Here is a 13,830-nt window from a genome sequence, read left to right as displayed (position 1 = left end):
GTGTAAATATGGAAAAAGGGATAAACCAAAAAGGTTTATCCCTGATAAACCAAAAAGGTTTACCCCTCTTTTTTACTGTTGGTTACCCTTCTTTTCGTAGGCTTCAATGATTCTGCCGACAAGAGGATGACGAACTACATCACTTTGTTCTAAAAAGATAAATGAAATCCCTTTTACATTTTGTAAAATCTCTTCTGCCACAATTAGGCCTGATTTTACACCCTTCGGTAAATCCACTTGGGTCTGGTCACCTGTTATCACCATTTTTGACCCAAAACCCAGCCTGGTCAAGAACATTTTCATTTGTGCTTGAGTGGTATTTTGCGCCTCATCTAAGATAACGAAAGCGTCATCTAGCGTACGGCCCCTCATATAGGCAAGCGGCGCAATTTCGATTGTGCCTCGTTCTATTAGCCTTTGGGTATGTTCTGCCCCTAGGACATCGTTTAGCGCATCGTACAGAGGCCGTAGATATGGGTCAACTTTTTCCTTTAAATCGCCTGGCAGGAAGCCCAAACTTTCACCAGCTTCCACTGCAGGTCTTGTTAAAATAATTCGATTTACCTGTCCTGTTTTTAGAGCGTTGACGGCCATTACGACTGCAAGATAGGTTTTACCGGTTCCGGCTGGACCAATTCCAAACACTAAGTCATTTTTCTTTATGGCTGTCACATAATGTCTTTGCCCCAGCGTCTTAATTCGAATCGTTTTCCCTTTAATATTTTTACCGATTTCTTCTTCATATAAATTCACAAAATAATCTAGTGTGCCTTTTTGAGCCATTTGAATAGCATAAAGAACGTCTCGTTGACCTATATTTATACCCTTTCGGATTACAAAAATCAATCTGTCAATTATTTCCCCCGCCATAATCACCTTATCTTCATCACCGGATAAACTGACAGATTCACCTCTTGTAATAATCGATACATTCAGCTCTTCTTCAATTGTTTTTAGATTTTGATCAGAATTTCCTAGCAGCGTAATAGCTTCTGCCGGATTTTCTAACTGTACATTAATGGTTGTTAATTTTTCTGTCATCAGGAGTCTCCTTGGAAATCGGTTGTCCGACTGCAATGTTTTCAATTATCTTAAAATGGATATCTAGTATAACTTTACCATTTTCCATTGCTTTGTGTAAAATTTTTTCATCCTTAATCTTAGCATCCTCATCTAGACTGCTTTTTATTTGTTTTTTTGCTAGTTCTAATGCCATTTTTTCAGCCTCACTAGTAGAATAGCTCCGTTCGTACACTTCACGTTCCCGGATTGTATTATTTACATAAGAAATAGGCAGCTCCCATTTTAAAAAGCGAATGTTATGCACATTTTTTTCAGTCTCATAATGCTTAAATTCAGGTTTCCCAAAGCCCCAGATAGGTACTTCTAAATTTCCTAATAATAAGAAATGTTTTTGCTGTTCCTTGCCATTATACACTTTAAATTTGGTGACCAATGGAAGCTCGACATGGCTTTTATACCAAGTTTCCCCCCATACTTCACCTTTTGCGGCTGTTAGTTCAGGGTTGTCTTCTTGTCCGAATGCTCCTGAAACGAGTAATTGTCCTTTTTCAACATGGTCATGAATATCAACAACTTTCTGGCCGCTTTCCACAAACATTTTAACAATAATGGCCTTCTTTTTTGCAATCAGGTTTTGCGGTGAAAATTGCTCAGGTTTTTTAGGCTCATTTTTTTCGACCACTTGCAGATGGTAGGTTGTCCCTTTTAATTCCACACCAACCCATGTTAATGCGCCAATATTATTGGTCAATTTTCTTTGAATCCCTTCCACGTTGGCTACAAAGAATTGAACCTTTCCAATTTTAACACCCATCTTGTCCAATTCTTTGCGAATTTGATACTCAGTTGCAGGTTTTGCCCCCTTTATCTCAATACCCCAAATCATATTTGAAAGGAGGAAAATGATAAATATAAAGGCGGCGGCTCCTAACATAAAGCCGCTGTTTTTCCATAATCTTTTAAGTAAAAATGGAGCACCCTCTCGCTGTAAAAAAGAAATTTTGCATTCACTTTTTCGTGCAAACTTTCTAATCTTAAGGGCATCTTGGACCCGTATTTTGAATGTAATCGTCTCGGTCCCATGCCGTTTGACATTCCAAATATGTAAACCGTTTCTTGTTAATACATTTAAAAAACGTTCAAGCCCCTTACCGGATACTTTTACAATAACTCTGCCATATAGAAATTCAATCCACTGGTTCTTCATTTTGTTCCTCCCGCAATATCATTTATATAAATGACTTGATCAATCTTTCCTTCCAATAAAATCTCTTCTGGTAAGATGGTTTTTATCACAAAACCCTTACCTTTAATTAACAATTGCCCTTGTTTTAGTAACAAACGGAGCTCTTTATCAGTAAAGGACAGCAGGCCGCGGTGATTTTCCACATATATATGGATTTGTCCAATCATCGTAATTCGAGGTAGATCCATCATGACATCCTGAGGAAGATCCATTTTATTAGCCATCCAATTTCGAACCCGTTGGCCCCATTTTTTTGCCATAAAAAAGAACCCCCTTTCATCTCATATTTATGAGACGAAAGGGGGTTCTAGCACTTCTTTTTCTACTCGTTTCAAATCAACTCGAGCGTTTTTTCACAGTATAAGGATTTTTTGAACGGGGTTCAGCAAGTATCTCTGACCAAATTATTCCATTTATAACTGTACGTGGATCTGGATTTTCTGTTATAGGGAATTTTATCTCTTCTTGATTTTTTATTGGTCCTCCATTTGCAGTTTGGGTTCGCGCCGCTGCCATCCCCATCCTGCCAGCTTCAGACTCTTGTCTTACCTGCAGGAATTCTTTTTCAAGCTTACCTTGGTTACCTTGCAGCGGACCCTGCTTCTTTTCTTTTTGTACTATCATTGTGTCTTTCGGAATATCAGTAATTTCTTTTATCATGGTTTGAAAATCCCCCAGGCGATTTCCAAAGGGTTTTCTTATTGATTGTCCTTGGTTGTTTTTTGTTTTCCTAAAAATCATTGAGATGACTCCTACGACAATCATGATTAAAATAGTTTCCAAACCTGTCCCCCTCCTTTTTTGGCAACACGGGGATTATTGATCATTCTTTTTGTCACCTGTCATCTTTCCAATCGAGCCCCTCATATCAGTATCAGCAGAAATATTCTTAAAATTCATATAGTCCATTACACCGATATTCCCTGATTTAAGCGCTTCTGCCATTGCAAGTGGTACTTCCGCTTCTGCTTCCACCACTTTAGCTCTCATTTCCTGTACTTTTGCTTTCATTTCCTGTTCTTGAGCAACAGCCATTGCCCGGCGTTCTTCTGCCTTTGCCTGAGCAATTTTTTTATCTGCCTCTGCTTGTTCTGTCTGCAATTCAGCCCCGATATTTTTACCGATGTCAACATCAGCAATATCTATCGAAAGGATCTCAAAAGCTGTACCGGCGTCAAGCCCCTTCGACAAAACGGTTTGCGAAATTAAATCCGGATTTTCAAGAACTTTGCTGTGGCTATCTGACGAACCGATGGTGGATACAACGCCTTCCCCCACTCGGGCAACAACTGTTTCTTCACCAGCACCACCGACGAGACGCTCTATATTGGCCCGGACGGTAATTCTTGCTTTCGCTTTCACTTCTATCCCATTCATAGCCACACCAGCAATAAATGGCGTTTCAATTACCTTTGGATTTACACTCATTTGCACAGCCTCTAATACATCACGTCCTGCTAGGTCAATGGCCGCGCATCTTTCAAAGGATAATTCAATATTGGCACGGTGCGCTGCGATTAACGCATTGACCACTCGATCGACATTTCCACCCGCAAGATAGTGACTTTCAAGCTGATTAGTTGTGACATTCAAACCGGCTTTATGGGCTTTTATAAGTGGATTTACGACCCTGCTTGGGGTTACACGTCTAAGTCTCATACCAACTAATGTAAAAATACTAATCCTGACTCCTGCAGCCAGTGCGGAAATCCACAGCATGACTGGTACAAATGATAGTAATATTCCTAAAAAAATAAGGGCAATGATAACAACTGCAATAATAAAAATAGTTCCCCCTGATACAATATCCATATTCAATCTCCTCCTGCTTTTTTTATACTTCTCTGACGACAATACGGGCCCCTTCGACCTTGATGACTCTCACCTTGGCATTCTTCTCGATAAAACCGCCTTCCGAAACAGCATCCACGCGTTCATTGTTTATAACAATAGTTCCTGCCGGCCGTAAGATGGTAAGAGTATGGCCTTCCACCCCTAGAAGATCAGTTCGATTAATATTTGAAACGTACCCATCCTCTTTTCTAGCGGCCTCGGTTAATACCATCCTATTAAATAAAACAAGTTTTTTTCCAAAGGTCTTAGTCATCAAAAAGAATATAAAAATTGAGACAGCAATGGCAATTAAAATGGAAACTCCAATTTGCAAGGCATTTTGGCCTGCTAAAAACAGACTTAGTATTAAGGCTGCGACTCCTAGTGTACCTGCTATCGCCCCAGGTAAAAAAAATTCCAAAAAAATAAGCAGGATTCCGGCAACAAATAGAAGTAATGTTCCAAATCCTGCTAGACCTGCTTGAAAGTGACTATAAAAGAATAAGATTAGCGCAAATATCCCTATTAAACCTGCAATACCAAATTTGGCTGTAAAAAGTTCCAAAACGATTCCGACTCCGGCAATAGTTAATAGGACAGTTACAACAACAGGGTTTGTTAGAAATTCAATCATATAAGCCCCCCCTTTCTATTCAGTTCTTTCTGACTATCTGTTATACGTCCCTAGTCATAAAAAAGTTTCAAATTTATCAAAATATGTAAAAAGACTGCGGGCATATTACCTGCAGTCTTTATGTCAGAATACTTATGAAAGGTGTTGTTGTACAAATTTATTAACGAGCGAACCATCTGCTTTACCTTTAACTTTAGGCATAATAGCAGCCATCACTTTTCCCATTTCCGCTTTTGATGTTGCGCCGACTTCAGCGACCGTTTCTTTGACAATTTCTGACAGTTCCTCTTCAGAAAGCTGTTTCGGTAAATACAGCTCAAGAATCTCAAGTTCTGTACGCAATTTATCAACTAGGTCTTGACGACCAGCCTTATCAAATTCATGGAGGGAGTCTTTGCGTTGTTTTACTTCGCGAGAAAGGACCGTTAACTCTGCATCTTCGGAAAGCTCTTGTGTACCGAGCTTGATGGCTTCATTTTGAAGTGATGCTTTCACCATCCGAATAACTGAGAGTTTGTCTTTTTCCTTGTTTTTCATCGCTTGTTTCATATCATTGTTCAAACGCTCGAGAAGACTCATATATTACACCCTCTCTTAAAACTTACGTTTTCTTGCTGCTTCAGACTTTTTCTTACGTTTTACACTTGGTTTTTCATAAAATTCGCGCTTTCTTGCCTCTTGCAAAGTACCAGTTTTTGATACTGTACGTTTGAAGCGACGAAGAGCATCTTCAAGCGATTCGTTTTTACGAACGACGGTTTTAGACATTCTCTTTCCCTCCCTCCGAAACACAACACACTTACATTCAATCCATGTACCTTGCAATTATAATATAACCTTGATACAAGGTCAACTTAAATTCACACTATATATGAAAGTTCATCAAGATACTTGTCTAAAAAATTGGCATGTCCCTTCAGGTGCACCCATACAATGAAGGGAGGGGGCCAAATAATATGCTATACATACTATTATTTATACTTTGTATTTTATTATTTATCTTTGGAATGACGATTATTCGGTTTGGGTTATTCAATTTGTCAGCCAATAAATTAAAAACATGGTTAATTAAACTAACCAGTACACCTTTAAAAGGAATGTTAACCGGTACATTTATTACCGCACTATTGCAAAGCAGCTCGGCGGTAATGGTTATTACAATCGGATTAATTTCAGCTAGGATTATGACATTTCCTCAATCTATTGGCATTATTCTCGGCACCAATATTGGAACGACCTTTAAAACAGAATTAATTACGTTTGACATAGATAGAATTCTTGTTCCATTAGCCATAAGCGGTGCGCTGCTTATTTTATTTAAGAATAAAAAGGCAAGAAGCATTGGAATGCTGCTATTTGGGATTGCTTCCGTGTTCACAGCGATGAAGGGTTTCGAACTATTGGCACAGCCGCTTACAGTCATGCCGTTTATCAACAAATTTATATTATCCATCAATGACAATATTGCCTTAAGCCTGCTCACAGGGGCAGTTATCACTTCGATCATCCAGTCAAGTACTGCCATGACGGGGATTGCAATGGGATTTTTAACAGCCGGCCTGCTCCAGCTTGATGCAGGGATTGCGATTGTTCTTGGAGCAAACATTGGAACGTGTATTACGGCTGTGATTGCATCGATTGGAGGCGGCAAAGAATCTAGACTGGCAGCCTTTGCACATGTCTGGCTCAATGTATTTGGAGTGTTAATTTTTATCCCGCTCATCCCTTTTTTAACGAAGAATGCAGAGCTTCTTGCAAGTCAAACAGATATTCAGTTAGCACATATAAGTGTTATTTTTAATGTTGTTACCTCTTTAATGGTTTTACCAGTTGCCACTAAATTTGGCGAGATGATTTTGTTTTTACACGACAGAACTTCCAAAAAACCTATATCTTAAGAAAAAGACGGTATCGCTATACCGTCTTTTTTATATGGCAGGTTAATAATTTGAATTTACTTGCTCACCTTTTATAATGGCAACACTTGCGCTGGCTCCAATTCTTGTAGCACCAGCCTCCATCAAGCTTAAGGCATCCTGAGTACTTCGGACTCCCCCAGAGGCTTTGACACCAATATTCGGTCCTACAGTTTGTCTCATAAGAGCTATATCCTCAGCAGTGGCACCACCGCCTGAGAAGCCTGTTGATGTTTTAACAAAATCAGCTCCTGCTTTGACTGCAAGTTCGCAAGCCCGTTTCTTTTCTTCATCTGTTAACAAGCTTGTTTCAATGATTACCTTTGTTAATGCTCTATCTTTAGCCACTTCTACTACAGCACGGATGTCCTGTTCAACTAATTGATCATTTCCGTCTTTCAATGCACCAATAGGAATGACCATATCTACTTCATCTGCTCCTAAGTCGATAACATTCTTCGTTTCAAATGCTTTCGTTTCAGTCGTAGTTGCCCCTAGAGGAAAACCGATTACAGTACAAATTTTCACACCACTTCCGTTTAACAATTCCTTGGCGGTACTTACCCAGGCAGGATTTACACAGACAGAAAAAAATTTATGATCCCGTGCTTCCTGGCAAAGGGTTTCAATTTGCTTCTTTGTTGCATCTGCCTTTAGTAAAGTATGGTCAATCATTGCGGCAATATTTGTCACAACCATATGTTCACTCCTTATTAATTATTCTCTTATGTAGTTTATCCAAAATAAAAAAGGACCTAATCAGGTCCTTTTTCCTTAAATGGCTGCTTCTTCCTTATTAAAAACTTCTTCTCTCATTGATGCTGAATCTTCCACCACTTTGACAAATTGCCCTTCATTATAAGGGTAACCTGCTTTAGTAATTTTGACTTTAACAATTTTCCCAATCATAGCTTCTGTTGCTGGAAAAACTACTTTTAAGTAATTATCGGAATATCCAACATAAAGACCCGTATTCGATTCTTCCTTATATTCCTCTTCCGGAATTACCTCCAATACGTCACCTTCAAAAAGAGACGCATATTCCTTTGCAAGTTGATCTGAAAGTGAAATCAAACGGTGAACTCGTTCATTTTTTACTTCCTCATCTACTTGATCCTCCATCCTTGCAGCTGGAGTGCCCGTCCGTTTAGAATATGGGAATACGTGAAGTTCAGAGAATTTATGATCTTTAATAAAATTATAAGTTTCCATAAACTCTTCTTCTGTTTCACCTGGAAAACCGACAATGACATCAGAAGTAACTGCAAGCCCTGGAAGTACTTCCTTTAGACGCTCTAACCGTTCTGCAAAAAATTCCATTGTATATTTACGGCGCATACGTTTTAGTACAGTATTAGAACCAGATTGAAGCGGAATATGAAGATGACGGACGATTGTTTTGGAATGTTTAATTACTTCAATGACTTCATCCGTTATCTGACTTGCCTCAATCGATGAAATACGTAATCTTTCTATACCTTTTACACCTGCTTCTAAATCACGGAGCAAGGCAGCAAGATTATAGTCTTTCATGTCTTCACCGTAACCGCCGGTATGAATACCAGTTAAGACAATTTCCTTATAACCGGCATTAACCAGCTGCTGGGCTTGATGAATGACTTCTTTTGGATCACGGGATCTCATCAGGCCGCGTGCCCATGGAATAATACAAAACGTACAGAAATTATTGCAGCCCTCTTGAATTTTCAGTGAGGCACGCGTTCTGTCCGTAAAGGCTGGAACATCAAGCTCTTCATAAACTCGGTTTTTCATAATATTCCCAACGCCATTAATAGGCTGACGTTCTGCTTTAAATTGTTCAATATAATCCAGCATCTTTACACGATCCTGGGTTCCTACTACAATATCAACACCAGGGATCGCCATGATTTCTGCTGGAGAAGTTTGAGCATAGCATCCCGTTACACAGATAACAGCATCTGGATTCTTCCGTACTGCACGTCTGATGACTTGACGGCTTTTTTTATCGCCCGTATTTGTAACGGTACATGTATTAATAATATAAACATCAGAAATTGATTCAAAATCAACCCGCTCATAACCTTCTTGTTTAAACAACTGCCAAATGGCTTCTGTTTCATAATGATTCACTTTACAACCTAGTGTATGAAACGCAACTGTTGCCATTTAATCTCACCTCAATAGTTCAAAATGATAGGAAATAGCCGCAAGTGAATATAGTGGTGCGGTTTCCGTTCTTAATATTCGCGGTCCTAAACCGCAAAGCCCAAACCCAAAATCCTTTAATTGCTGAACCTCTTCCTCCGCTAAGCCGCCTTCCGGTCCAAAAACGAAAAGGAGGGTTTCACCATTTTTCATCTTCTTTAAGGTTGAAGAAAGCACCGAGGTCTCACCTTGCCTGCTTTCTTCCTCGTATGCCGCTAATTTATAATCGAAGTCATTGCTCTTTTTCAGCAACTCTTTAAAGGACATAGGATTAATAATACTAGGTAAAATAGTTCGATGGGATTGTTCTGCCGCCTCTTTAGCAATCTTTTGCCATCTATCTATTTTTTTTGCCGCTTTTTTTTCATCCCATTTTACTACCGAACGGGCAGCAGAAAAGGGCAAAAACTGTTGGGCACCTAATTCCGTCCCTTTTTGGATGATCCACTCTAATTTGTCCCCTTTAGGTAACCCGCTTGCTATTGTGATCGAAATTGGGAGCTCGGGACTCTCATCTATCCATTGTACAACGTCTGCAACGACACTTGAATTGGTAATTTCTGAAAGCCTGCAAACAGCCTGTTTGCCCTCTGGATCAACGCAAATAATTCGATCATTGATTTCCATCCGCATGACCTTTACGATATGATGACGGTCCTCTTCATCAATGATAAAGTGATCATTATTGGCTTTTTGTTGAACAAAGTAGCGTTGCATACATTGCACCCTCTCTTAACATTTACACTTTATTTTACTATTTTATAGATGTAAGGAAAATAAAAAGGGGTTGTCTACACCCCTTTTTCAGTCATTATTTCCTTTTTGCGCTAATAGCAACCCAATCTTCCATTAAAATGGTTTCAATGATTTCAAAACCCGAATCAATTAGGGCATCCTTCACGAGATCTTTTTTAGGCTGGATAATACCAGAGGCAATAAAAGAACCTCCTGGTTTTACAACACGAGCAACATCATCAGTGAACCTGAGAATAACTTCGGCTAAAATGTTCGCGACAATCACATCTGCAGAGTTTTCCTCAACACCAGCTAAGAGGTTATTCTGCGCAACAGCAACCTTATCATGTACCTTATTTAGCTTGATATTCAGCTTCGCTGATGTAACAGCCACTTCATCTAGATCATATGCCCTAACGTCTTCTGCTCCAAGCAATGCCGCAGCGATGCTAAGAACGCCTGAGCCTGTACCTACATCAATGACACGGTCACCCGGACGGACAGTTCTTTCTAAAGCCTGGATACACATTACCGTTGTTGGATGTGTTCCTGTACCAAAGGCCATACCAGGGTCCAATTCAATAATTAGTTCATCACTGCTAACAGGCTCGTATATCTCCCATGTTGGCACAATCGTAAATTTTTCAGAAATTTTCACTGGATTATAATACTTTTTCCAAGCTGTGGCCCATTCTTCTTCATTTACTTCACTTATGGTTACTTTATTTAACCCTAAATCAATGTCATGAAGGATAAGATCGTTAATCGATTCTTTGATTGCGTCTACCGTTTCACCAAGGAAACTATTAACAGGTAAATAGGCTTTTATAATGACGCCTTCTTCGGGATAATCGTCTGGATTAAGTTGGTAGATTTCTCCGAATTGATCTTCCCTTTCTTTCGTCAATTCAAAGGGGTCTTCTATGACTACACCGCTCGCCCCAGCCTCATGTAAAATATTTGAAATAGGTTCGATCGCCTCGTTTGTCGTGTGGATACTAATCTCTGACCACTTCATCTCTACCAACTCCATCCTTACTCGCTTTTAAAAGCTCTTTTTACTTTTGAGAAAAAACTTTCTTCGTGTTCACCGATTGGCGAAGAACCACTGATGTCCGCAAATTCTTTAAGAAGCTGTTTTTGTTTATCAGACAGCTTGGTTGGGGTAATAATACGGACTATTATATACTGATCTCCGACGCCGTATCCACGAACGTTTGGAATCCCTTTTCCTTTGAGCCGGAATTTTTTACCTGTTTGTGTTCCGGCAGGGATTTTAAGCTTAACTTTTCCTTTTAGAGCTGGAACCTCAATTTCATCACCTAAGGCAGCTTGAACAAAGGTAATTGGCATCTCACAATAAATATCATCGCCATCCCGTTCGAAAAACTCGTGTGAACGTACATGGAATACTACGTAAAGATCTCCAGACGGCCCGCCGTTGGTTCCACCTTCACCCTGTCCTGCCATGCGCAACTGTTGTCCATCATCAATACCCGCAGGAATTTTGACATGAATTTTTTTCCGTTTTTGGACTTTCCCTTTACCGCTGCATGTTGAACATTTATGTTTAATCTCTTTTCCAGTACCATTACAATAATGGCAAGTTCTGCGATTAACAATTCTGCCAAATGGTGTGTTTTGTTCAACATTTAGCTGTCCAGTACCATGACAATGCTGACATGTCTCTGGGTTAGTTCCAGGTTTAGCACCCGAGCCATGACAGGTTTCACATGTTTCTTCTCTTGGTATTTCTATATCCGTTTCTTTTCCAAACGCAGCTTCTTCAAATGAAACCGTCATTGTATATTGCAAATCAGCACCTTGTCTTGGCGCATTCGGATCACGTCTTCTAGACCCGCCGCCACCGCCAAAGAAGGTATTAAAGATATCCTCAAACCCTCCGAAGCCGCCGCCAAAGTCACCGCCGCCGAAGCCCTGGTTTGGATCGGTATGTCCGAATTGGTCATAATGGGCCTTTTTTTGATCATCGCTTAGCACTTCATAAGCTTCAGCAATCTCTTTGAATTTATCAGCTGCATCTGGCTCTTTATTAATGTCCGGATGATACTGTTTAGATAGCTTTCGATAGGCCTTTTTTATTTCATCCTTAGAAGCACTTTTACTAACACCAAGTACTTCATAGTAATCTCGTTTACTCATGATTACCACTCCCGAATCTGTCACATAAAGACTATTCTAACACCCATTAGAAGGGTATTGCAATAAAAAAGCCAAAGCCTGTTACTTTGACTTTGACTTTTTTGTAAGAATAACGGTTCCTATATCCTATAATTACTGTCTAGCTGCAGCGCCTAGGGGCTCTTAGGTCTAAGCCATTCAGTCAAGAAGGCTAAAAACCAGCCTTCATGCCTGCTCGTCTGTAGCCTTGCGCCACTGTTCAAGGCGCTTCCGCTTTTCTACTTATCGTCTTTTACTTCTTCAAATTCAGCATCTACAACATTGTCGTCTTTTGGACCAGCAGCGCCTGCATCTTGAGCACCTTGTTGTGCTTGGGCAGCCTGTTCGTAAAGCTTAACAGTTAATGCCTGGACGATTTCCTGTAGAGCATCTTTTTTAGCACGAATCTCGTTTAAATCATTGCTCTCAATGGCTTGTTTTAAGGCGTCTTTTGCATCATTTGCTTTTGCAACTTCTGCTGCATCCACTTTACCTTCAAGGTCTTTTAACGTTTTTTCTGTTGTAAAGACTAGCTGGTCAGCCTCATTGCGAAGTTCCACTTCTTCCTTGCGCTGTTTATCTGCTTCAGCATTTTCTTCGGCTTCTCTAACCATTTTTTGAATTTCTTCATCAGAAAGGCCTGTAGAAGATTTGATTGTAATTTGTTGTTCTTTATTTGTGCCAAGATCTTTTGCACGAACGTTAACAATACCGTTTTTATCGATATCGAACGTAACTTCGATTTGTGGAATTCCACGAGGTGCTGGCGGAATATCCGATAATTGGAAGCGTCCTAGGGTTTTGTTATTTGCAGCCATTGGACGTTCCCCTTGTAAAACATGAATATCAACAGCTGTTTGGTTATCTGCAGCAGTTGAGAATACTTGTGATTTTGATGTAGGGATTGTAGTGTTACGATCGATTAACTTCGTAAATACACCTCCCATTGTTTCAATACCAAGGGATAATGGAGTTACGTCTAGTAGGACAACATCCTTAACGTCTCCTGTTATAACTCCACCTTGAATAGCAGCTCCCATTGCAACAACTTCATCTGGGTTTACACCACGATGAGGCTCTTGACCAGTTGCTTTTTTGATTGCTTCTTGAACAGCTGGAATTCTCGTAGAACCACCAACAAGGATTACCTTATCAATTTGTGATGGTGATAATCCTGCATCACTTAAAGCTTGACGAACTGGACCCATTGTACGTTCAACAAGGTTAGCAGAAATTTCATCAAATTTTGCTCTTGTCATCGATACTTCTAGGTGAAGTGGCCCAGCTGCACCAGCAGTGATAAATGGTAAAGAAATTTGAGTCGTAGTTACACCTGATAAGTCTTTTTTCGCTTTTTCAGCTGCATCTTTCAAACGTTGTAATGCCATCTTATCTTGAGAAAGGTCAATGCCATTTTCTTTTTTGAATTGTTCCACTAAATAATCGATAATGACTTGGTCAAAGTCATCGCCGCCAAGACGGTTATCCCCTGCAGTCGATTTAACTTCGAATACGCCGTCACCTAATTCAAGGATTGAAACGTCAAACGTACCGCCACCAAGGTCATAAACAAGAATAGTTTGATCTTGATCCGTTTTATCTAAACCATAAGCAAGTGCAGCTGCAGTTGGTTCGTTAATAATACGTTCCACTTCTAGGCCTGCAATTCTGCCGGCATCCTTTGTTGCTTGACGCTCTGCATCGTTAAAGTAAGCTGGTACCGTAATAACTGCTTTTGTAACCGGTTCTCCTAGATAATCTTCAGCATATGATTTTAAATATTGAAGAATACTAGCGGATAACTCTTGTGGAGTGTAATCCTTTCCTTCAATATTAACTTTGTAATTTGTACCCATGTGGCGTTTAATTGAAATAATTGTATTTGGATTTGTTATTGCTTGGCGTTTTGCCACTTCCCCAACTTGGCGTTCTCCGTTTTTAAACGCAATTACAGAAGGAGTTGTACGGTTTCCTTCGGGATTTGGAATTACTTTTGGTTCTCCGCCTTCTAAAACGGATACACAAGAGTTTGTTGTTCCAAGGTCAATACCAATTATTTTACTCATTGCCTTTTC

The 13,830-nt window shown here is 39.8% G+C and carries 15 protein-coding genes; 1 reads left to right on the top strand and 14 read right to left on the bottom strand.

From position 1 onward, the window contains the following. Positions 1-72: 72 nt before the first annotated feature. The 8 genes from COD92_RS04875 to rpsU all read right to left on the bottom strand — a co-directional run bounded on the left by COD92_RS04875 (position 73) and on the right by rpsU (position 5,504). Complete coding sequence (locus COD92_RS04875) at positions 73-1,041, bottom strand: PhoH family protein (RefSeq protein ID WP_098529950.1); 969 nt, start codon at positions 1,039-1,041, stop codon at positions 73-75. Next, positions 1,016-2,230, bottom strand: coding sequence for a sporulation protein YqfD (gene yqfD / locus COD92_RS04870; protein ID WP_098529949.1), 1,215 nt, complete (start codon positions 2,228-2,230; stop codon positions 1,016-1,018). The genes COD92_RS04875 and yqfD overlap by 26 nt, the downstream gene beginning before the upstream one ends. Then, a complete protein-coding gene (gene yqfC / locus COD92_RS04865; RefSeq protein ID WP_098529948.1) occupies positions 2,227-2,529 on the bottom strand; it encodes a sporulation protein YqfC in 303 nt (100 codons plus the stop codon). Before yqfC ends, yqfD begins: the two co-directional genes overlap by 4 nt. A gap of 76 nt (positions 2,530-2,605) precedes the next feature. Then, positions 2,606-3,052, bottom strand: a complete 447-nt coding sequence (locus COD92_RS04860) for a hypothetical protein (protein WP_098529947.1) — start codon at positions 3,050-3,052, stop codon at positions 2,606-2,608. A gap of 33 nt (positions 3,053-3,085) precedes the next feature. Beyond that, complete coding sequence (gene floA, locus COD92_RS04855; protein ID WP_176541174.1) at positions 3,086-4,081, bottom strand: flotillin-like protein FloA; 996 nt, start codon at positions 4,079-4,081, stop codon at positions 3,086-3,088. Positions 4,082-4,103: 22 nt separating this feature from the next. Then, on the bottom strand, positions 4,104-4,736 hold the full coding sequence (locus COD92_RS04850; protein ID WP_098529946.1) for an NfeD family protein: 633 nt from the start codon (positions 4,734-4,736) through the stop codon (positions 4,104-4,106). A 132-nt stretch (positions 4,737-4,868) separates the two neighbouring features. Continuing rightward, on the bottom strand, positions 4,869-5,315 hold the full coding sequence (locus tag COD92_RS04845; protein ID WP_098529945.1) for a GatB/YqeY domain-containing protein: 447 nt from the start codon (positions 5,313-5,315) through the stop codon (positions 4,869-4,871). A gap of 15 nt (positions 5,316-5,330) precedes the next feature. Next, entirely contained in the window at positions 5,331-5,504 is a 174-nt protein-coding gene (gene rpsU / locus COD92_RS04840) for a 30S ribosomal protein S21 (protein ID WP_007087607.1), read from the bottom strand. A gap of 188 nt (positions 5,505-5,692) precedes the next feature. On the opposite strand from rpsU, the gene COD92_RS04835 reads away from it, so the two are divergent. Continuing rightward, the gene (locus COD92_RS04835) at positions 5,693-6,634 is read left to right on the top strand and encodes a Na/Pi symporter (protein ID WP_098529944.1); all 942 of its coding nucleotides are present in this window, start codon (positions 5,693-5,695) and stop codon (positions 6,632-6,634) included. Positions 6,635-6,676: 42 nt separating this feature from the next. Here the strand turns inward: COD92_RS04835 and deoC are convergent, their stop codons facing one another. The 6 genes from deoC to dnaK form a co-directional block, all read right to left on the bottom strand. Beyond that, positions 6,677-7,351, bottom strand: a complete 675-nt coding sequence (gene deoC / locus COD92_RS04830; RefSeq protein WP_098529943.1) for a deoxyribose-phosphate aldolase — start codon at positions 7,349-7,351, stop codon at positions 6,677-6,679. A 75-nt stretch (positions 7,352-7,426) separates the two neighbouring features. Next, entirely contained in the window at positions 7,427-8,800 is a 1,374-nt protein-coding gene (gene mtaB / locus COD92_RS04825) for a tRNA (N(6)-L-threonylcarbamoyladenosine(37)-C(2))-methylthiotransferase MtaB (protein ID WP_098529942.1), read from the bottom strand. Positions 8,801-8,806: 6 nt separating this feature from the next. Continuing rightward, the gene (locus tag COD92_RS04820; protein ID WP_098529941.1) at positions 8,807-9,556 is read right to left on the bottom strand and encodes a 16S rRNA (uracil(1498)-N(3))-methyltransferase; all 750 of its coding nucleotides are present in this window, start codon (positions 9,554-9,556) and stop codon (positions 8,807-8,809) included. Between the two features lie 94 nt (positions 9,557-9,650). Beyond that, on the bottom strand, positions 9,651-10,592 hold the full coding sequence (prmA, locus tag COD92_RS04815; protein ID WP_098529940.1) for a 50S ribosomal protein L11 methyltransferase: 942 nt from the start codon (positions 10,590-10,592) through the stop codon (positions 9,651-9,653). A gap of 17 nt (positions 10,593-10,609) precedes the next feature. Further along, positions 10,610-11,737: a molecular chaperone DnaJ gene (gene dnaJ / locus COD92_RS04810; protein ID WP_098529939.1), complete on the bottom strand. Its 1,128-nt coding sequence runs from the start codon at positions 11,735-11,737 to the stop codon at positions 10,610-10,612. A gap of 257 nt (positions 11,738-11,994) precedes the next feature. Further along, positions 11,995-13,821, bottom strand: coding sequence for a molecular chaperone DnaK (gene dnaK, locus COD92_RS04805; RefSeq protein WP_098529938.1), 1,827 nt, complete (start codon positions 13,819-13,821; stop codon positions 11,995-11,997). Between the last annotated feature and the right edge of the window lie 9 nt (positions 13,822-13,830).

The organism is Bacillus sp. AFS037270, from assembly GCF_002585305.1.
Note: the sequence above shows the minus strand (reverse complement) of the source record. Positions and strands in the feature narration are given on the sequence as shown.

Coding starts and splice junctions, on each gene's coding strand:
- COD92_RS04875 (WP_098529950.1), bottom strand. CDS start 1,041: ATGACAGAAAAATTAACAACCATTAATGTACAGTTAGAAAATCCGGCA.
- yqfD (WP_098529949.1), bottom strand. CDS start 2,230: ATGAAGAACCAGTGGATTGAATTTCTATATGGCAGAGTTATTGTAAAA.
- yqfC (WP_098529948.1), bottom strand. CDS start 2,529: ATGGCAAAAAAATGGGGCCAACGGGTTCGAAATTGGATGGCTAATAAA.
- floA (WP_176541174.1), bottom strand. CDS start 4,081: ATGGATATTGTATCAGGGGGAACTATTTTTATTATTGCAGTTGTTATC.
- COD92_RS04850 (WP_098529946.1), bottom strand. CDS start 4,736: ATGATTGAATTTCTAACAAACCCTGTTGTTGTAACTGTCCTATTAACT.
- COD92_RS04845 (WP_098529945.1), bottom strand. CDS start 5,315: ATGAGTCTTCTCGAGCGTTTGAACAATGATATGAAACAAGCGATGAAA.
- rpsU (WP_007087607.1), bottom strand. CDS start 5,504: ATGTCTAAAACCGTCGTTCGTAAAAACGAATCGCTTGAAGATGCTCTT.
- COD92_RS04835 (WP_098529944.1), top strand. CDS start 5,693: ATGCTATACATACTATTATTTATACTTTGTATTTTATTATTTATCTTT.
- deoC (WP_098529943.1), bottom strand. CDS start 7,351: ATGGTTGTGACAAATATTGCCGCAATGATTGACCATACTTTACTAAAG.
- mtaB (WP_098529942.1), bottom strand. CDS start 8,800: ATGGCAACAGTTGCGTTTCATACACTAGGTTGTAAAGTGAATCATTAT.
- COD92_RS04820 (WP_098529941.1), bottom strand. CDS start 9,556: ATGCAACGCTACTTTGTTCAACAAAAAGCCAATAATGATCACTTTATC.
- prmA (WP_098529940.1), bottom strand. CDS start 10,592: ATGAAGTGGTCAGAGATTAGTATCCACACGACAAACGAGGCGATCGAA.
- dnaJ (WP_098529939.1), bottom strand. CDS start 11,737: ATGAGTAAACGAGATTACTATGAAGTACTTGGTGTTAGTAAAAGTGCT.
- dnaK (WP_098529938.1), bottom strand. CDS start 13,821: ATGAGTAAAATAATTGGTATTGACCTTGGAACAACAAACTCTTGTGTA.